The 18,684-nt window shown below is 70.4% G+C and carries 15 protein-coding genes, 1 tRNA gene and 1 pseudogene; 15 read left to right on the top strand and 2 right to left on the bottom strand.

Going from position 1 to position 18,684, the window contains the following annotated elements; translation table 11 throughout:
* Positions 1-236: 236 nt before the first annotated feature.
* On the bottom strand, positions 237-1,583 hold the full coding sequence (murA, locus tag OG303_RS30260) for a UDP-N-acetylglucosamine 1-carboxyvinyltransferase (protein ID WP_405872292.1): 1,347 nt from the start codon (positions 1,581-1,583) through the stop codon (positions 237-239).
* Positions 1,584-1,835: 252 nt separating this feature from the next.
* Between murA and OG303_RS30265 the strand changes: the two genes are divergently transcribed.
* The 13 genes and pseudogenes from OG303_RS30265 to OG303_RS30325 all read left to right on the top strand — a co-directional run.
* On the top strand, positions 1,836-2,408 hold the full coding sequence (locus OG303_RS30265) for a YqgE/AlgH family protein (RefSeq protein WP_405872293.1): 573 nt from the start codon (positions 1,836-1,838) through the stop codon (positions 2,406-2,408).
* A gap of 30 nt (positions 2,409-2,438) precedes the next feature.
* The gene (locus tag OG303_RS30270; protein ID WP_405872295.1) at positions 2,439-2,741 is read left to right on the top strand and encodes a DUF3039 domain-containing protein; all 303 of its coding nucleotides are present in this window, start codon (positions 2,439-2,441) and stop codon (positions 2,739-2,741) included.
* 231 nt (positions 2,742-2,972) lie between these two features.
* Positions 2,973-4,265 carry an extracellular solute-binding protein gene (locus OG303_RS30275; protein WP_405872297.1) on the top strand — a complete coding sequence of 431 codons (1,293 nt, stop codon included), beginning with the start codon at positions 2,973-2,975 and terminating at the stop codon, positions 4,263-4,265.
* Positions 4,265-5,227 carry a carbohydrate ABC transporter permease gene (locus tag OG303_RS30280; RefSeq protein WP_405872298.1) on the top strand — a complete coding sequence of 321 codons (963 nt, stop codon included), beginning with the start codon at positions 4,265-4,267 and terminating at the stop codon, positions 5,225-5,227. Before OG303_RS30275 ends, OG303_RS30280 begins: the two co-directional genes overlap by 1 nt.
* Positions 5,224-6,072, top strand: coding sequence for a carbohydrate ABC transporter permease (locus OG303_RS30285; protein WP_405872299.1), 849 nt, complete (start codon positions 5,224-5,226; stop codon positions 6,070-6,072). Before OG303_RS30280 ends, OG303_RS30285 begins: the two co-directional genes overlap by 4 nt.
* 1 nt (position 6,073) lies before the next feature.
* Complete coding sequence (locus OG303_RS30290; RefSeq protein ID WP_405872300.1) at positions 6,074-7,699, top strand: beta-N-acetylhexosaminidase; 1,626 nt, start codon at positions 6,074-6,076, stop codon at positions 7,697-7,699.
* Between the two features lie 261 nt (positions 7,700-7,960).
* The gene (locus OG303_RS30295) at positions 7,961-8,854 is read left to right on the top strand and encodes an FAD binding domain-containing protein (RefSeq protein WP_405872302.1); all 894 of its coding nucleotides are present in this window, start codon (positions 7,961-7,963) and stop codon (positions 8,852-8,854) included.
* Positions 8,851-10,554, top strand: coding sequence for a 2Fe-2S iron-sulfur cluster-binding protein (locus OG303_RS30300; RefSeq protein ID WP_405872304.1), 1,704 nt, complete (start codon positions 8,851-8,853; stop codon positions 10,552-10,554). The genes OG303_RS30295 and OG303_RS30300 overlap by 4 nt, the downstream gene beginning before the upstream one ends.
* Positions 10,551-12,860, top strand: coding sequence for a xanthine dehydrogenase family protein molybdopterin-binding subunit (locus OG303_RS30305; protein ID WP_405872305.1), 2,310 nt, complete (start codon positions 10,551-10,553; stop codon positions 12,858-12,860). The genes OG303_RS30300 and OG303_RS30305 overlap by 4 nt, the downstream gene beginning before the upstream one ends.
* Positions 12,857-12,991 (top strand): hypothetical protein, encoded by a 135-nt coding sequence (locus tag OG303_RS30310; protein ID WP_405872306.1) that lies wholly within the window; start codon positions 12,857-12,859, stop codon positions 12,989-12,991. Before OG303_RS30305 ends, OG303_RS30310 begins: the two co-directional genes overlap by 4 nt.
* Before the next feature lie 13 nt (positions 12,992-13,004).
* On the top strand, positions 13,005-13,550 hold the full coding sequence (locus OG303_RS30315) for an AAA family ATPase (protein WP_405877566.1): 546 nt from the start codon (positions 13,005-13,007) through the stop codon (positions 13,548-13,550).
* Positions 13,551-13,700: 150 nt separating this feature from the next.
* A complete protein-coding gene (locus tag OG303_RS30320; RefSeq protein WP_405872307.1) occupies positions 13,701-14,861 on the top strand; it encodes an SUKH-4 family immunity protein in 1,161 nt (386 codons plus the stop codon).
* Between the two features lie 114 nt (positions 14,862-14,975).
* A pseudogene (locus tag OG303_RS30325) lies at positions 14,976-15,158 on the top strand (GNAT family N-acetyltransferase); the annotation flags it as partial.
* Between the two features lie 60 nt (positions 15,159-15,218).
* On the opposite strand, the gene OG303_RS30330 reads toward OG303_RS30325, so the two are convergent.
* A tRNA-Cys gene (locus OG303_RS30330) sits at positions 15,219-15,290 on the bottom strand.
* A 549-nt stretch (positions 15,291-15,839) separates the two neighbouring features.
* Here OG303_RS30330 and OG303_RS30335 point away from each other — a divergent pair.
* A complete protein-coding gene (locus tag OG303_RS30335) occupies positions 15,840-17,630 on the top strand; it encodes a DEAD/DEAH box helicase (protein WP_405872309.1) in 1,791 nt (596 codons plus the stop codon).
* A gap of 358 nt (positions 17,631-17,988) precedes the next feature.
* The gene (locus tag OG303_RS30340) at positions 17,989-18,630 is read left to right on the top strand and encodes an IclR family transcriptional regulator (RefSeq protein WP_405872310.1); all 642 of its coding nucleotides are present in this window, start codon (positions 17,989-17,991) and stop codon (positions 18,628-18,630) included.
* Positions 18,631-18,684 lie beyond the last annotated feature (54 nt).

Here is an 18,684-nt window from a genome sequence, read left to right on the forward strand (position 1 = left end):
GTCGCGAGACGACGTACGAGACTCAGCAGTAACGCGAATGGGGCGGCCACCCGGACCGGGTGGCCGCCCCATCGTCGTACGGACGACTGAGTGACTGTCAGCCGAGCGCCTTGCCCGGCAGCTCGACCTTCGCTCCCAGCTCCACGAGCTTCTCCATGCTGTGTGTATCCGGGGGATGACCCCCGGACCCCCAGCCGGGAGCGGCGTTGCCCTGGGCCGGAGCCAGGAAGCGGAGGTCAGCCGAGTGCTTTGCCCGGCAGCTCGACCTTCGCTCCCAGCTCCACGAGCTTCTCCATGAAGTTCTCGTAGCCGCGGTTGATGAGGTCGATGCCGTGGACGCGGGACGTGCCCTGGGCCGCCAGGGCGGCGATGAGGTACGAGAAGCCGCCGCGGAGGTCGGGGATGACCAGGTCGGCGCCCTGGAGCTTGGTGGGGCCCGAGACTACGGCCGAGTGGAGGAAGTTGCGCTGGCCGAAGCGGCAGTCCGAGCCGCCCAGGCACTCGCGGTACAGCTGGATGTGAGCACCCATCTGGTTGAGCGCGGAGGTGAAGCCGAGGCGGGACTCGTAGACCGTCTCGTGGATGATCGACAGGCCCGTCGCCTGCGTGAGGGCGACCACCAGGGGCTGCTGCCAGTCCGTCTGGAAGCCCGGGTGCACGTCCGTTTCGAGCGCGATGGACTTCAAGTGGCCGCCGGGGTGCCAGAAACGGATGCCCTCGTCGTCGATCTGGAAGGCGCCGCCCACCTTCCGGTAGGTGTTCAGGAACGTCATCATCGAGCGCTGCAGGGCGCCGCGGACATAGATGTTGCCTTCGGTCGCCAGCGCCGCGGACGCCCACGAGGCGGCCTCCAGGCGGTCCGGCAGGGCGCGGTGGTTGTAGCCGCCGAGGCTGTCCACACCGGTGATGAGGATGGTGCGGTCGGTGTCCATCGCGATGATGGCGCCCATCTTCTGCAGGACGCAGATGAGGTCCTCGATCTCCGGCTCGACGGCCGCGTTCGAGAGCTCGGTGACGCCTTCCGCCAACACCGCGGTCAGCAGCACCTGCTCGGTCGCGCCGACGGACGGGTACGGCAGCCGGATCTTCGTGCCGCGCAGCCGCTGCGGTGCCTCCAGGTACTGGCCGTCCGCCCGCTTCTCGATGCGCGCGCCGAACTGCCGCAGCACCTCGAAGTGGAAGTCGATCGGCCGGCCGCCGATGTCGCAGCCGCCGAGACCCGGGATGAACGCGTGTCCGAGACGGTGCAGAAGGGGACCGCAGAAGAGGATCGGGATACGGCTCGAACCCGCGTGGGCATCGATGTCGGCGACGTTCGCGCTCTCGACGTGCGACGGGTCCATCACCAGCTCGCCCGGCTCCTCACCCGGACGGACCGTCACCCCGTGCAGCTGCAGCAGGCCGCGTACGACACGAACGTCACGGATGTCCGGAACGTTGCGCAGTCGACTCGGTTCACTGCCCAGTAGGGCGGCGACCATGGCCTTCGGTACGAGGTTCTTCGCACCGCGGACACGGATCTCGCCCTCCAGCGGGGTTCCGCCGTGGACAAGCAGTACGTCGTCATTGCCGTTGACGGTCATGTATCTCGCGTTCCGATGAGTCGGGCAGGGGCCAGAAGGGAAAGGGTAATCGCCGCCCACCCCCCTTCAGTAAGCCCAAGGACCGCCCAGGTACGTCATAGCTGTGTCACAACACGAACCGTTCACCATCGGGCACATGGGGTCACCACCGTCGTCGTGCGCCTGGGGTGCTTCATTCAGCCCTGAGCTGCAATCACCTCTGAACCCCCATTGCCTCCCCGGATGAAGGGAAGATGCGGGATCATGTCTGGCATGACCGAGGTGTCCTCGCTCACAGGGCGGTTGCTCGTGGCAACGCCCGCCCTGGCGGACCCGAACTTCGAGCGTGCGGTGGTGCTCCTTCTCGACCACGACGAGGAGGGCTCCCTCGGTGTCGTCCTCAACCGCCCGACTCCGGTGGACGTCGGGGACATCCTGGAGGGCTGGGCGGACCTCGCGGGAGATCCCGGTGTCGTCTTCCAGGGCGGCCCGGTGTCACTGGACTCGGCCCTGGGGGTCGCCGTCATTCCCGGCGGCGCGACCGTCGACGGGTCACCGCTGGGCTGGCGCAGAGTGCACGGCGCGATCGGTCTGGTCGATCTGGAGGCACCGCCGGAGCTGCTCGCCTCGGCCCTCGGCTCGCTGAGAATCTTCGCCGGATACGCCGGCTGGGGCCCCGGTCAGCTGGAGGACGAGCTGGTCGAGGGCGCCTGGTACGTCGTCGAGTCGGAGCCCGGAGACGTCTCCTCCCCGTCCCCGGAGAGACTCTGGCGCGAGGTCCTGCGCCGCCAGCGCAACGAGCTCGCGATGGTCGCCACGTACCCGGACGACCCTTCGCTCAACTGATGCGTGTGAGCTTCAGTACCCTTGGAATTTATGAGCACTCTTGAGCCTGAGCCCCAGCCGCAGCGAGGTACTGGGACGGGGACCCTCGTAGAGCCGACGCCGCAGGTGTCCCACGGCGACGGCGACCACGAGCGCTTCGCCCACTACGTCCAGAAGGACAAGATCATGGCGAGCGCCCTCGACGGGACCCCCGTCGTGGCGCTGTGCGGCAAGGTGTGGGTGCCGGGCCGCGACCCGAAGAAGTACCCCGTGTGTCCCATGTGCAAGGAGATCTACGAGTCCATGGGCGCCGGCGGTGGCGATGGCGACAAGGGCAAGGGCGGCGACAAGTAGGCCCGATGTCCCTGCCCCGACCCTGACCTGACCTGTGCGAGGCCCCCAGTGGTGCGTTTTGGCGCGCCTCGGGGGCCTTTGTGCTGTCTGTCGTTGCACGGGGTGCGTCCGCCGGTCACAGAGTGGTTGAGACCTCTTGTGGACATGTTCATGTAGTCCCTAGCCTCCGTTGTGTTGTGCAGAGCGAAACCGTCATTGCATATGTTGCAACGCACTCGGAGGACCGCTCCCATGAAGCTCGCCCCCAGAATCGCCGTACTCCTCACGGCCTTGGCCGTCACCGCCTGTGCCCCCCAGACCTCGACCAACTCCTCCTCCGAGAAGGACGACAAGAGCGGCACCCTGCGGGTGTGGCTCTTCCAGGAGGTCGGCAACAAGCCGAAGGAGAAGGTCGTCGACTCGGTCGTCGCCGCCTTCGAGAAGGCGCACAAGGGCACCAAGGTGCACGTCGAGTACATCCCGATCGACACCCGCGCCCAGCGCGTCAAGGCCGCCTTCAACGACCCGAAGTCCGCTCCCGACCTCATGGAGTTCGGCAACACCGACACCGCCGGCTATGTGAAGGACGGCGGACTCCTCGACGTCACCAAGGAGTTCGGCGACTGGAGCGAGAGCAAGGACACCGACCCCACCGCCAAGCAGTCCGTCACCGTCGACGGCAAGTTGTACGGCGCCCCCTTCTACGTCGGTGTGCGCGCCCTGTACTACCGCACGGACGTCTTCAAGGACCTCGGCCTCCAGCCCCCGAAGACCATGGCCGAGTTGGCGACCACGGCCCGCAAGATCCGCGCCGCCAAGCCCGACCTGTACGGCCTGGTCGTCGGCGGCGCCTACACATACGGCGCGATGCCCTTCGTTTGGGCCAACGGCGGCGAACTGGCCAACGGCAAGGGCGGCTCGTACGCCTCCGCCATCGACAGCGCGGCCGCCCAGAAGGGCATCAAGGCGTACACCTCGCTGTTCACGGACGACAACTGTCCCGCCGCCAAGTGTGCCGGGATGGGCGGCAACGACACCATCAGCGCGTTCGCGGCCGGCAAGGCGGGCATGGCGATCGGCGGCGACTTCAGCCACACGGCGGTCGAGGCCGGGAAGGTGAAGGGCGAGTACGCGGTCGTGCCGCTGCCGGGCGTGAAGTCCGGCTCGATCGCCCCCGCGTTCGCGGGCGGCAACAACATCGGCGTCCTGAAGAGCACCTCCCACCGCACGCTCGCCGTCGACCTGATGGAACAGCTCACCTCGAAGAAGACGCAGACCTCGATGTTCGACGCGATGGGCTTCCTGCCCACGTTCGCGGACGTCCGCTCGCAGGTCGCCGCGCAGGAGCCGTACGTCAAGCCGTTCGCGCAGACGCTGTCCGCGGGCACCAAGTTCGTGCCGGCCTCGCCCGCGTGGTCCGAGATCGACTCGTCGCTGGTTCTGCCGAACATGCTTCAGTCGATCATCAGCGGCAAGAAGGATGTGGGTGCGGCTTCCAAGGATGCGGCCGCGAAGATGAACGATGCGTTTGGCTCCGCCGGGTGATGCCTGTGTCGCCCAGTAGCTCGGTGCTTCCGGATCGTCGGCGGCTGCGGGGCATCGGTGGTTTCTCGCGCAGTTCCCCGCGCCCCTTGGGGCGTGGGGGTGTCCCTTGGCTGTATCTCGCCCCCGCCCTTGTCGTGCTCGGTGGGCTGCTCGTCTATCCGATCTATCAGCTCGGGCTGATCTCGTTCTTCCAGTACACGCAGGCGCAGGTCAGTGGTGGTGAGCCGACCACCTTCAAGGGGTTCGGGAACTACACGGAGCTGTTCTCCGACCCCGAGTTCTGGCAGGTTCTGCTGGCCACCGTGCTGTTCGCGGCGGCCTGTGTGGTGTCGACGCTCGCTGTCGGGTGTGCGCTTGCCGTGTTGCTGACCCGGGTGCGGGCGGTGCCGCGGCTCGTGCTGATGCTGGCCGCGTTGGGGGCGTGGGCGACGCCGGCGGTGACGGGGTCGACGGTGTGGCTGTTTCTCTTCGACCCCGACTTCGGGCCGGTCAACCGGATCTTCGGCCTCGGCGACCACTCGTGGACGTACGGGCGCTACAGCGCCTTCTTCCTCGTACTGCTCGAAGTGGTCTGGTGCTCCTTCCCGTTCGTGATGGTCACGGTGTACGCGGGGATCCGCGCCGTACCGGGGGAGGTGCTGGAGGCCGCCGCCCTGGACGGCGCCTCGCAGTGGCGCATCTGGCGCTCGGTGCTGGCGCCGATGCTGCGGCCGATCCTGACGGTCGTCACCATCCAGTCGGTCATCTGGGACTTCAAGGTCTTCACGCAGATCTACGTCATGACGAACGGCGGCGGCATCGCGGGCCAGAACCTGGTCCTGAACGTCTACGCCTACCAGCAGGCGTTCGCGTCCTCGCAGTACAGCCTCGGCTCGGCGATCGGCATCGTGATGCTGCTGATCCTGCTCGCCGTGACGCTCGTGTATCTGCGGCTGCTGCACAGGCAGGGGGAGGAGCTGTGAATCTTCTTCTACGCGCGCGCGTGCAGCGACCGTGGCGGCTGGCGGCGGAGGCCTCGGCGCTGCTGATCGCGGTCGTCGTCGCCTTTCCCCTGTACTGGATGGTGCTGAGCGCCTTCAAACCGGCCGGTGAGATCGAGTCGAGCGAGCCGCGGCCGTGGACCGGGTCGCCCTCCCTGGATTCCTTCCGGCGCGTGTTCGGGCAGCAGGATTTCGGTCGGTATTTCGTCAACAGCCTTGTGGTGGCGGGCAGTGTCGTCCTTGTCTCGGCACTGATCGCGTTTCTCGCGGCGACGGCAGTGACGCGATTCCGCTTCCGCTTCCGGACCACGCTGTTGATCATGTTCCTGGTGGCCCAGATGGTGCCGGTGGAGGCGCTCACCATCCCCTTGTTCTTCCAGATGCGGGACTTCGGTCTGCTGAACACCCTGGGTTCGCTGATCCTGCCGCACATCGCCTTCTCGCTGCCGTTCGCGATCTGGATGCTGCGGGGCTTTGTGAAGGCGGTCCCGGAGGCATTGGAGGAGGCCGCGTACATCGACGGGGCGAGCCGCGGGCGATTCCTCTGGCAGATCCTTTTCCCCCTCGTGTTCCCGGGCCTCGTGGCCACGAGTGTCTTCTCCTTCATCTCGGCCTGGAACGACTTCCTCTTCGCCAAGTCCTTCATCATCAGCGACACTTCGCAGTCGACTCTGCCGATGGCCCTGCTGGTGTTCTACAAGCCGGACGATCCGGACTGGGGCGGGGTCATGGCCGCCTCCACGGTCATGACGATTCCGGTGCTGGTGTTCTTCGTACTCGTACAGCGACGACTGGTCTCCGGGCTGGGCGGAGCGGTTAAGGACTGACGTGACTTCAGAGATCGAACTGATTCCGGCGCCGCGGCACTTCACCCAGGGCGCGTCGGGCCGCGACGCCCTCGACGAGGCGACGCTGCTGGAGACGGGGCCCGGCACCGAGGGCGTTGCGCGCTGGCTGCGCTCGACGGTCGGCGCGGCCACCGGCCTGCCCCTGCGGGAGGGCCGCGACCACGACAACCGCATCGTGCTGAGCATCGAGGCGGACCTGCCCCCGGAGGGCTACCGCATCGTCATCGACGGTTCCGCGCGCCGCATTCAGGGCGGCAGCGCGGCCGGCGTCTTCTGGGGTGCGCAGACCTTCCGGCAGCTGCTCGGCCCCGACGCCTTCCGGCGCGCTCCCGTACGGGCGGGTCAGGAGTGGGCCGTGCCCATGGGCACCATCGAGGACGCGCCCCGTTTCCGCTGGCGCGGCTTCATGCTCGACGTGGCGCGGCACTTCATGCCCAAGGAAGGCGTCCTGCGCCACCTCGACCTGATGGCCGCGCACAAACTCAACGTCTTCCACTTCCACTTGACGGACGACCAGGGCTGGCGCGTCGAGATCAAGCGGTACCCGAAGCTGACCGAGGCCGGCTCCTGGCGGGCGCGCACCAAATTCGGCCACCGGGCCTCACCGCTGTGGGAGGAGAAGCCGCACGGAGGCTTCTACACCCAGGACGACATCCGCGAGATCGTCGCCTACGCCGCCGAGCGGCATATCACCGTCGTCCCCGAAATCGACGTACCCGGCCACTCGCAGGCGGCCATCACCGCGTACCCGGAACTCGGCAACACCGACGTCATCGACACGACCTCGCTCTCCGTCTGGGACACCTGGGGGATCTCCGCCAACGTACTCGCCCCCACTGACACCACCCTTCGCTTCTACGAGGGGGTGTTCGAAGAACTGCTGGAGCTGTTCCCGTCCGACTTCATTCACGTCGGCGGTGACGAATGCCTCAAGGACCAGTGGCGGCAGTCACCGACCGCGCAGGCCCGCATCAAGGAACTCGGGCTCGCGGACGAGGACGAGTTGCAGGCGTGGTTCATCGGACACTTCGACAAGTGGCTGACCGCGCGCGGGCGCAGGCTCATCGGCTGGGACGAGATCCTGGAGGGCGGGCTCGCGGACGGCGCGGCCGTGTCCTCGTGGCGCGGGTACGCGGGCGGGGTCGCCGCCGCGCGAGCCGGTCACGACGTCGTCATGTGCCCCGAGCAGTACGTGTACCTGGACCACCGTCAGGCCGCGGGCGAGGACGAGCCGGTGCCGATCGGTTACGTGCGCACCCTGGAGGACGTCTACCGGTTCGAGCCCGTGCCACCGGAGTTGACCCCCGACGAGGCCCGGCACGTGCTCGGCACGCAGGCCAACGTGTGGACCGAGGTGATGGAGGACCCCGCACGCGTGGACTACCAGACGTTCCCGCGGCTCTCGGCCTTCGCCGAGGTGGCCTGGAGCTCGCTGCCCGCCCCGGCGGACCGGGACTACGCCGACTTCGAGCGGCGGATGGCCGTCCACTACCGGCGACTTGACGCCCTGGGAGTGGGCTACCGGCCGCCGGCCGGGCCGTTGCCCTGGCAGCAGCGTCCCGGTGTGCTCGGGCGGCCGATCGAGGGGGCGCCCCCGAACAGGTAGAGAGACGAACAGGCAGGTGGGTTCCCGAACAGGTAAGGCAAAAACGTCGTAAGCATCACCGAAGAGTGTCAATCGACGCGCACCGGTGATGCCGTGCGAAAACGGACCATCTCCCTGGTGAGGTGGGCGAATGCCTCCTAGCGGACCCCCGTCTTCGTGCCCTGCGAAGATGTGCCAGAGTTGCCACGTCCGCCCTGTCAGCACGTACCGTACGGCAGCAACAGGTGGGACCAGGTGGGGCAGCGGGAAGGGGCAGCCGGTTTGACCACGCACGCACCGCAGGCGGGGCAGGCCGTCACGCTGCCCACGACGCTGGACGAGGCCGTGGCGGCGCTCACCGCCGTGCCCGCCGCCGTGCCGGTGGCCGGCGGCACCGACCTCATGGCCGCCGTCAACTCCGGGCAGCTCAGGCCCGCCGCACTGGTCGGTCTCGGCAAGATCAGCGAGATCCGCGGCTGGCAGTACCAGGACGGGCACGCCCTGCTCGGCGCCGGACTCACCCATGCGCGCATGGGCCGCCCGGACTTCGCCGCCCTGATCCCGGCGCTCGCCGCCGCCGCGCGCGCGGCGGGCCCGCCGCAGATCCGCAACGCGGGCACCCTGGGCGGCAACATCGCCTCGGCCGCCCCCACCGGGGACGCACTGCCGGTGCTGGCCGCCCTGGAGGCGACACTGATCATCGCGGGCCCGGGCGGAGCCCGCCGGGAGATCCCGGTGTCGCACCTGCTGGCCGCGGTGGACATGCTGCGCGCCGGCGAACTCATCGGGTTCGTGCGCGTGCCGCTGCTGCACGCGCCGCAGGTCTTCCTGAAGGCGACCGGCCGGACCGGCCCCGGGCGCGCGGTCGCGTCCGTCGCGCTCGTCCTCGACCCCGCCCGGCGTGGAGTCCGGTGTGCCGTCGGTGCCATAGCGCCGATGCCGCTGCGGCCCCTGGACGCCGAGCAGTGGGTCGCCCGGCTCATCGACTGGGACAACGGCCGGACGATCGTCCCGGAGGCGCTGACCGCCTTCGGCGAGTACGTCGCCGCGGCCTGCATCCCCGACCCCGTCCCCGAGGGGGACGGCACCGTTCCACAGCTTCCGCCCGCCGTACTGCACCTGCGGCGCACCGTCGCCGCACTGGCCCGACGAGCACTGGGGAGGGCGCTGTCGTGACCGACGACCAGCACGGAGAGGGAACGCCCCAGAGCGGCGGCCGCTGGGACCCGCTGCCCCAGGGCGACTACGACGACGGCGCCACCGCCTTCGTGAAACTCCCCGAAGGGGGCATCGAGGCCCTCCTGGCCTCCGCCGAACCGCTCGCCGCGCCCGGCCACGGCTATGTGCCGCCGCCGATAACGGTCACGCCCGAGACCGCCGGTACCGACCCGGCGGCGACCGGTAATTGGGCGGTGCCCGCCGACGGCGCCCAGTGGCCCGACCCGAACGCCGTGCCGCAGGATCCCGCGGACGACCGGTTCACGTACAACCCCGCGACCACGCAGCAGTGGAACTTCGGGGAGACCGCCGGTACCGAGGCCGGCGCCGCCCCCGGTCACGACGTGACAGGGCAGTGGTCGATCCCGGTGGCCGGAGGTGATCTTCCGGACGAATCGGGCGAGTTCACCACGTCGTCGCTGGTCCAGCAGTGGGGCGGCACCCCGCCGGCCACGCTCCCGGGCGGCGCCCCCGCCCCCTGGGCGACGGAGGGGGCGGGACAGTCCTGGGACCGGCCGCAGACCGAGGAGCCGACGGCGCCCGGGGACGATTCCGGGCAGGCGCGCGAACACGCCGCCGAGTCGCCGGCGGGCGCGGGGCACACGTACGAGCAGCCCCCGGCGCACACCGGTGGTCGGCCCGACGAGCACACGCCGCCTCGGCCCGGGTCCGCCGCCCACGCGCACGTGGAGCCGGAAGCGGCCGCGCACGAATCCGCGAGCGCGCGGCCGCACACCGCCGACCCCTACGCCGAGACGCCCGCGCAATCCTCCGTAGCCGCCTCACAGCCCGCGCACGGGCCCGGTGAGGCCGCAGAGGCGGCGGAGGGCGCCCAGGGGGCCGTAGAGGCGCACGAGAGGCCTGTGGAGCCGCTCGTGGAGCCCGCCGCGGACACCGCGTCCGGGCCCGCCGCCGCCAACGCGACCGATTCCCCCGACACTTCGGTCGGCCCGGACTCCACCGAGGACCCGGACGCCGCCGCAACCGACGGCGCCCCGTCGGCTTCCGGTGAGGAACACCCGCTCGCCTCCTACGTGCTGCGCGTCAACGGTGTGGAACGCCCGGTCTCCGACGCCTGGATCGGAGAGTCGCTGCTCTACGTGCTGCGCGAGCGGCTCGGCCTCGCGGGCGCCAAGGACGGCTGCTCGCAGGGCGAGTGCGGGGCCTGCAACGTGCAGGTCGACGGACGGCTCGTGGCCTCCTGCCTGGTGCCGGCCGTGACCGCCGCCGGCAGCGAGGTCCGTACGGTCGAGGGGCTGGCGGTCGACGGGCAGCCCTCGGACGTGCAGCGCGCGCTCGCCCGGTGCGGCGCGGTGCAGTGCGGTTTCTGCGTGCCCGGCATGGCGATGACGGTGCACGACCTGCTGGAGGGCAACCCGGCGCCGACCGAGCTGGAGACCCGCCAGGCCCTGTGCGGCAACCTGTGCCGCTGCTCCGGCTACCGGGGTGTCGTGGACGCCGTCCAGGAGGTCGTCGCCGAACGCGAGGCGCACTCCGCGGGCGATGCCTCCGAACACGACGGCGACGAGGCACGTATCCCTCACCAGGCGGGTCCGGGAGCCGGCGGTGTCAACCCGTCGGCTTTCGAGTCACCCGGGTCCCCGGCGACACCGGGACCGCATGACCAGCCGTACGGACAGGACGGAGGCCAGGCGTGAGCAACGAAGCCGCCACCGCGACCACACCCGTGGAGGCAGCACCCGCTCCCGAGCAGCTGCCGCACGGCCTCGGCGCCTCCCTGCCGGCCGCCGACGCCCGCGCCAAGACCGAGGGCACGTTCCCGTACGCGGCCGACCTGTGGGCCGAGGGCCTGCTGTGGGCCGCCGTGCTGCGCTCCCCGCACCCGCACGCGCGCATTGTGTCCATCGACACCTCCCACGCGCGTGAGATGCCCGGCGTACGGGCCGTCGTCACGCACGAGGACGTGCCGGGCGCCGCCCGCTACGGCCGCGGCAGCATCGACCGGCCCGTGTTCGCCTCCGAGGTCGTGCGCCACCACGGCGAGCCCATCGCCGCCGTCGCCGCCGACCACCCCGACACCGCGCGCATGGCCGCCGCGGCCGTCATCGTCGAGTACGAAGTACTCGACCCGGTGACCGACCCCGAGCAGTCGTTCGAGGCCGAGCCGCTGCACCCCGACGGCAACCTGATCCGGCACATCCCGCTGAGCCACGGCGACCCGGACGCGGTCGGCGAGATCGTCGTCGAGGGCCAGTACCGCATCGGCCGCCAGGACCCGGCCCCCATCGGCGCCGAGGCCGGCCTCGCCGTGCCCCGCCCCGACGGCGGCGTCGAGCTCTACCTGGCCTCCACCGACCCGCACAAGGACCGCGACACGGCCGCCGCCTGCTACGGCCTCGACCCCGAGCGCGTCAAGATCGTCGTCACCGGCGTCCCCGGCGCGACGGCCGACCGCGAGGACCAGGGCTTCCAAGTCCCGCTGGGCCTGCTGGCGTTGAAGACGGGCTGCCCGGTGAAACTCACCGCGACGCGCGAAGAGTCCTTCCTCGGCCACACCCACCGGCACCCGACCCTGCTGCGCTACCGCCACCACGCCGACGCCGAGGGCAGGCTGGTGAAGGTCGAGGCACAGATCCTGCTCGACGCGGGTGCGTACGCCGACACGTCCGCCGAGGCCCTGGCCGCCGCCGTGGGCTTCGCCTGCGGCCCCTACGTCGTCCCGAACGCCTTCATCGAGGGCTGGGCCGTACGCACCAACAACCCGCCCTCCGGCCATGTGCGCGGCGAGGGCGCGATGCAGGTCTGCGCCGCCTACGAGGCCCAGATGGACAAGCTCGCGAAGAAGCTGGGCGCCGACCCGGCCGAACTGCGCCTGCGCAACGCCATGGCCACCGGGGACGTACTCCCGACCGGCCAGACCGTGACCTGCCCGGCGCCGGTCGCCGAACTCCTGCAGGCGGTACGGGACTTCCCGCTCCCCGCCCTGCCCAAGGACACCCCCGAGGACGAGTGGCTGCTGCCCGGCGGCCCCGAGGGCGCGGGTGAACCGGGCGCGGTGCGTCGGGGCGTGGGCTACGGCCTGGGCATGGTGCACATGCTCGGCACGGAAGGCGCCGACGAGGTCTCCACGGCGACCGTGAAGGTCCAGGACGGCGTGGCGACGGTGCTGTGCGCGGCCGTCGAGACGGGCCAGGGCTTCACGACGCTGGCCCGCCAGATCGTCCAGGAGACGCTGGGCATCGACGAGGTGCATGTCGCCCCCGTCGACACCGACCAGCCGCCGGCCGGGGCGGGCTGCCGCAGCCGCCACACCTGGGTGTCGGGCGGCGCGGTGGAGCGCGCGGCGAAGATGGTCCGCACGCAGCTGTTGCAGCCGCTGGCGCACAAGTTCGGCATGTCGACCGAACTCCTCCAGATCACCGACGGCAAGATCACGTCGTACGACGGCGTCCTGTCGACCACCGTCACCGAGGCGATGGACGGCAAGGAGCTGTGGGCGACGGCCCAGTGCCGCCCCCACCCCACGGAGCCACTGAACGACGTCGGCCAGGGTGACGCCTTCGTCGGCATGGCCTTCTGCGCCATTCGCGCGGTCGTCGACGTCGACATCGAGCTCGGTTCGGTACGGGTCGTGGAGATGGCGCTCGCCCAGGACGTCGGCCGGGTGCTGAACCCGGCCCAGCTGGCCGCCCGTATCGAGGCGGGCGTCACCCAGGGCGTGGGCATCGCGCTGACGGAAAACCTGCGCACCGCGCGCGGGTTGATCCGCCACCCGGACCTGACGGGTTACGCCTTGCCGACGTCCCTGGACGCGCCCGAGATCCGGATCGTCAAGCTCGTGGAGGAGCGAGACGTGGTCGCCCCCTTCGGCGCGAAGGCGGTCAGCGCGGTGCCGGTGGTCACGTCCCCGGCGGCCGTTGCCTCCGCCGTACGGGCCGCAACGGGCCGCCCGGTGAACCGGCTGCCGATAAGGCCGCAGGCCGCGGTGGTGACCGACTGGTGACCGCGCCGGAGCCCGAGCTCGACGAGCCGCGGTACGAACAGCCGCCCGGCATCGGCAAGTTGCTGGTGTGGATGCTGGCCTTCATGGGGGCGGCGCTGGCGGTTGTGCTCGGCGGCGTGTACTTCACGTGACGCGCGGCACGTGATGCGTGGCGTGGTGCTGATCACCGGCGTGATGGCGGCCGGGAAGTCGACGGTCGCGCAGGCGCTGGCGGAGAGGCTGCCGAGGGCGGCGCACGTCCGCGGGGACGTCTTCCGGCGGATGATCGTGTCCGGACGCGAGGAGTACGTCCCCGGGGCCGACGGCGAGAGCGACGGCGCGTGCGAGGGCACGGCCCAACTCCGGTTGCGGTACCGGCTGTCGGCGGCGACGGCGGACGCGTATGCGGAGGCCGGGTTCACGGCCGTGGTCCAGGACGTGGTGCTGGGGGAGGACCTGCCGGTGTACGTCGGCCTGGTCCGCACCCGGCCCCTCCACGTCGTCGTACTGGCTCCGAGCCCCGAGGCCGTCGCGGCGCGAGAGGCGGGGCGGGCGAAGACCGGCTACGGGGCGTGGACGGTCGAGGACCTGGACGGGGCCTTGCGCACGGACACTCCCCGGCTCGGGTTGTGGCTGGACAGCTCGGAGCTGACGGTGGGGGAGACGGTCGAGGCGATTCTCGCGGGGCGGGAACGGGCGAGGGTGCGCTGAGCGTCCTGTGGTGCGGGACGGCTCTGGGCGATCCGGGGGGCGTTGTCAGTGGCGGGGCGTACTGTTCTGAGCAGTGGGGGACGCGCTGAGATGCGCGCGCTGAAGTACATGCGTTGAAGCACATGCGTTGAAGCACACGCGGGGGAAGCCATGAGCACGACCGATGTCGCCGCGGCGACGATCACCTTCACCGAGGACCAACTCGATCCGTACGTCACGCACGCGCCGACGCGCCACTGGCTGACGGGGCCCGGACTCCCGTCCGTCGGCGCCCTGTTGACGTTCGCCGCCTTGCGCGAGGACGGCCTGCGCACGCTGGCGGAGTCCGCGGACGGCGGCCCGGATCTCGCGCAGGAGCTGCGGGACCGGCTGGTGATAGGGGAACTGCTCGCCCCGGCGGGCATGGAGGCGGAGTCGATCCTCCTCGACGGCGGCACGGGCGCGATCACCACTTCGTATCTGCTGGAGCTGATGGACGACCGTCCCCTGGCGCCCTCCCTGGAGGCGCTGGTGCGGTTCGCCGCGGTCACCGAGGAACTGGCGGACCTGCGAGGGCAGTTCGCGTCCTTCGCCGGCCGTCACGGCACCGAGGCGGCGGCCGACGCGTCACGGCGGCTCCTGGCGCTGTTCGAGGAGGGCACGGACGGGCAGGTCCCGCCGTACTGGAAGGCGGCGGCCCTGATCCGACCGCTGGCCCTGGCGACCGGCCCCGGCACGGAGCGGGGCCTCACCCTGGACGTCCCCGGGCGTCTCCTGGACCAGGAGTTCGGGCACGCGCGCGTGGCCCGCTTCGAGGACGTCGACTTCCCGGCCACACTCACTCACGAGCCGACCCGCCGCTTCCTGCGCGAGACGGGCCTGCCGGAGGACACGATCCTCTTCCAGCTCGACACGGACGTACCGCTCCAGACGCTGACGGAGTATGCCGCGGACGACCGTTCCGGCACCGCCTCCCCCTTCGAACTCCCCGCCAGGGCCGACCACTTGATACGCCTCGGTCACCTGGTCGAGGACAACAGCCTGGTGGTGGACGGCGCCACGGGCGAGGTCCTGAACTGGAGCGAGCCCGAGGCGAGGCTGTTCCCCCTCAACACGGACGTCTCCACCCTCGCCTTCACCCTCTGGCTGCACCACCGTGAGCGGGCGATCGACAAGTACCTGTCCCACGAACTCACGACCCAGGCATACGACCAGTTGGCCGCGACCATGCTGCACGTCCTCGCCGCCGTGGACCAGACGGCCACCACGACCGACGCGGACTGGCACTACTGGACCCGGGCGTTCCAGGACGAGGCGGGCGGGGCACTCTGACCGACGTGCCCGTGCCGGAGAGCATCACCGTCCGCCCGGCCGAACCGGCCGACCTGCCGGCGGTGGCCGAACTCCGCCGGCGCTGGGTCGCGGAAAACGACGACGCCCGAGGCACGGGACGCCGGCCTGGGCGGCCTGCTCATTGAGGCCACCCTGTCCGCGGCGCGAGACCTCGGCCTCGAACGGGTCACCGTGCACTCCACCCCCCGAGCGATCCCGGCGTACGCCCGCCACGGCTTCGAGCCCTCCGCCCGCCTGCTGCACAGCCATGTGGCGAGGACTACGCCGTACCCGTGAGAACCGGACACGCACACGTGGCCGACCACACGACGGTGGTCGGCCACGGAGCACTTCTTGAGGCCGTGGCGGGAATTGAACCCACGTGCCTCGCTTTGCAGGCGAGTCCCTAAGCCACTCGGGCACACGGCCTTGTCGGGGTGGAGCGCTGGGCTCCGTGCCGAACTCGGTGAGATGACCGTAGAGCGCCGTGGGGGAGGGGCTCAAGGGGAGCGCGGGGGCTGCAACGGGACTGCCATACGCCGTTCATGAATGGCGGACGGCATGGGCGTACGACGACTGTCCTTGCGCCGCGCGCCCCCGCAGCCGCAGACCAAGTCGTAAGTCGCAGACCAAGTCGTAAGTCGCAGACCAAGTCGCAGGTCGCTTCGGTGAGGGCGGGGTGGGGCGGTTCTGTCGGGCGCTCAAGGGGGTGTCGCGGCGCGGGAGTTGGACGCGGACTTCCCGCGTGGACGAGGCCGAACGGTTCGTGCTCGGCGTCTGCCAGGGTGTCCTGGACGTGTCCAAGAGCGCGGCCCGATGTGCCGCGCCTCGCGCGCTGAGGTGGCTGCGTCGGCTGTGACGTGGGTCCCACCCGGGGGCGACCCGGCCTTGTCCGCGCGTTGGCACCGCCGGGCCGCCGGTAGGGTGGCCCGGTTGTCATACACAGCCAGCCTGCCGCCCGACCACCCCACGGAGACCGTGACTACCACCGCCGCCTCCTCCCACCATCTCTCTCCCGCCTTTCCCGGCCGCGCCCCCTGGGGTACCGCCGGCAAGCTGCGTGCCTGGCAGCAAGGGGCGATGGAGAAGTACGTCCAGGAGCAGCCGCGTGACTTCCTTGCCGTCGCCACCCCTGGCGCCGGCAAGACCACCTTCGCGCTGACGCTCGCCTCCTGGCTGCTGCATCACCACGTCGTGCAGCAGGTGACAGTGGTCGCGCCGACCGAGCATCTGAAGAAGCAGTGGGCCGAGGCGGCCGCCCGGATCGGGATCAAGCTGGACCCCGAGTACAGCGCGGGTCCGCTCGGCCGCGACTACCAGGGCGTCGCGGTGACGTACGCCGGTGTCGGCGTGCGGCCCATGCTGCACCGCAACCGCGTCGAGCAGCGCAAGACCCTGGTCATCCTCGACGAGATCCATCACGCCGGTGACAGCAAGTCGTGGGGCGAGGCCTGCCTCGAGGCCTTCGAGCCGGCCACCCGGCGGCTCGCGCTCACCGGTACGCCGTTCCGTTCCGACACCAACCCCATCCCCTTCGTGACGTACGAGGAGGGAAACGACGGGATTCGGCGGTCCGCCGCCGACTACACGTACGGCTACGGGTCCGCGCTGTCGGACGGGGTCGTCCGGCCCGTCATATTCCTCTCCTACAGCGGCAACATGCGCTGGCGCACCAAGGCCGGTGACGAGATCGCCGCGCGGCTCGGCGAGCCGATGACCAAGGACGCGATCAGTCAGGCCTGGCGTACGGCTCTCGACGCGCGCGGCGAGTGGATGCCCAGCGTGCTGCGCGCCGCCGACCAGCGGCTGACCGAGGTCCGTAAGGCCATCCCGGACGCCGGTGCCCTCGTCATCGCCTCCGATCAGGACTCGGCGCGCGCGTACGCCAAGCTCATCCGCGAGATCACCGGTTCGAAGGCCACGGTCGTGCTGTCCGACGACACCGGTGCGTCCAAGCGGATCGACGAGTTCAGCGGCAGCAACGACCGGTGGATGGTCGCCGTACGGATGGTGTCGGAAGGCGTCGACGTGCCGCGGCTCGCCGTCGGGGTCTATGCGACGACCATCTCCACGCCCCTCTTCTTCGCCCAGGCCGTCGGCCGCTTCGTGCGGTCCCGGCGGCGCGGCGAGACCGCCTCCGTCTTCCTCCCCACCGTCCCCGACCTCCTCACCTTCGCAGGCGAGATGGAGGTCGAGCGCGACCACGCCCTCGACAAGCCGAAGAAGGAGGGCGAGGAGGACCCGTACGCCGAATCCGAGAAGGAGATGGAGGAGGCGAACAAGGAGCAGGACGAGGACACCGGCGAGCAGGAGCAGTTCTCCTTCGAGGCGCTGGAGTCCGAGGCCGTCTTCGACCGGGTGCTCTACGACGGCGCCGAGTTCGGCATGCAGGCCCACCCGGGGAGCGAGGAGGAGCAGGACTACCTCGGCATCCCGGGGCTGCTCGAACCCGACCAGGTGCAGATGCTGCTCCAGAAGCGGCAGGCCCGGCAGATCGCGCACAGCCGCAAGAAGCCGGACAGCGAGGCCGACCTGCTGGAGCTGCCCGCCGAGCGGCGGCCCGTCGTCTCCCACAAGGAGATGATGGAGCTCAGGAAGCAGCTCAACACGATGGTCAGCGCGTACACCCATCAGAGCGGCAAGCCGCACGGTGTCATCCACACCGAGCTGCGGCGCGTGTGCGGCGGCCCGCCGAGCGCCGAGGCCACGGCCGGGCAGCTGCGGCAGCGCATCGCCAAGGTGCAGGAGTGGGCCACGCGCATGAAGTGACGCCCGCACCCGTGTCCGGGAGTACCGATATCCGGGTCGGGGCGTGTGCGCTGAGTGCAGGTGTGGTGCACGGTGCGTACCGTGCGCCGTACGTATCCGGACAAACAGAGGCAGTCTCTCCCGTGAAGTGCCCGGATTCTGGACGGAGACTTCCGCTGAGCGAACCCGCTTCGCTACTGTCCCGCTACGCACACGCCCCGTGGCAGCGCCGCCGCGGAGCGCAGCCGTGAAGCGACGCGGCTCGGCACAGGCCGGGCCGCCGGCCGATCGGCGGCCTCTGTTGCGCGTCACCGACGGGACTCGGTGGCGCACCGTTGCGCGGGGGACGCCGACCTCACCACTTGGAGGAGTGGGCGTCGTGACCGCGGAGACCTCTCAGACGCTCGACCGAGGACTGCGTGTCCTCAAGCTGCTGGCCGATACGGACCACGGGCTGACCGTCACCGAGCTATCCAATCGACTGGGCGTGAACCGGACCGTTGTGTACCGGTTGCTCGCCACGCTGGAACAACATGCGCTCGTACGCCGGGACTTGGGCGGTCGCGCCCGGGTCGGGCTCGGAGTGCTGCGACTGGGCCGCCAGGTGCATCCGCTGGTGCGGGAGGCCGCCTTGCCGGCGCTCCGGTCGCTGGCCGAGGACATCGGAGCGACCGCGCATCTCACCTTGGTGGACGGGGCCGACGCGCTGGCCGTTGCCGTCGTCGAGCCCACGTGGACGGACTATCACGTGGCGTACCGGGCCGGGTTCAGGCATCCGTTGGACCGGGGGGCCGCGGGCAGGGCGATTCTTGCCGCGCGGGCCAAGCCGGTGACGGAGCCCGGATACACCTTGACCCATGGGGAGTTGGAGGCGGGGGCGAGTGGGGCCGCGGCTCCTCTGCTGGGGGTCACCGGTGTTGAGGGCAGTGTCGGTGTCGTGATGCTGGCCGATGCGGTGCCTGAGCGGGTGGGGCCTCGTTGTGTTGATGCGGCTCGGGAGGTTGCTGAAGCCTTGCGTTAGCGCCGTGAGTGGTTGCGTTTTTTGGCGGCTGCGGATTGCTCGTGGCTGGTCGCG

The sequence above is a fragment of the Streptomyces sp. NBC_00005 genome (assembly GCF_045160215.1).
Lineage (GTDB): Bacteria > Actinomycetota > Actinomycetes > Streptomycetales > Streptomycetaceae > Streptomyces.

Coding starts and splice junctions, on each gene's coding strand:
- murA (WP_405872292.1), bottom strand. CDS start 1,583: ATGACCGTCAACGGCAATGACGACGTACTGCTTGTCCACGGCGGAACC.
- OG303_RS30265 (WP_405872293.1), top strand. CDS start 1,836: ATGACCGAGGTGTCCTCGCTCACAGGGCGGTTGCTCGTGGCAACGCCC.
- OG303_RS30270 (WP_405872295.1), top strand. CDS start 2,439: ATGAGCACTCTTGAGCCTGAGCCCCAGCCGCAGCGAGGTACTGGGACG.
- OG303_RS30275 (WP_405872297.1), top strand. CDS start 2,973: ATGAAGCTCGCCCCCAGAATCGCCGTACTCCTCACGGCCTTGGCCGTC.
- OG303_RS30280 (WP_405872298.1), top strand. CDS start 4,265: ATGCCTGTGTCGCCCAGTAGCTCGGTGCTTCCGGATCGTCGGCGGCTG.
- OG303_RS30315 (WP_405877566.1), top strand. CDS start 13,005: ATGCGTGGCGTGGTGCTGATCACCGGCGTGATGGCGGCCGGGAAGTCG.
- OG303_RS30320 (WP_405872307.1), top strand. CDS start 13,701: ATGAGCACGACCGATGTCGCCGCGGCGACGATCACCTTCACCGAGGAC.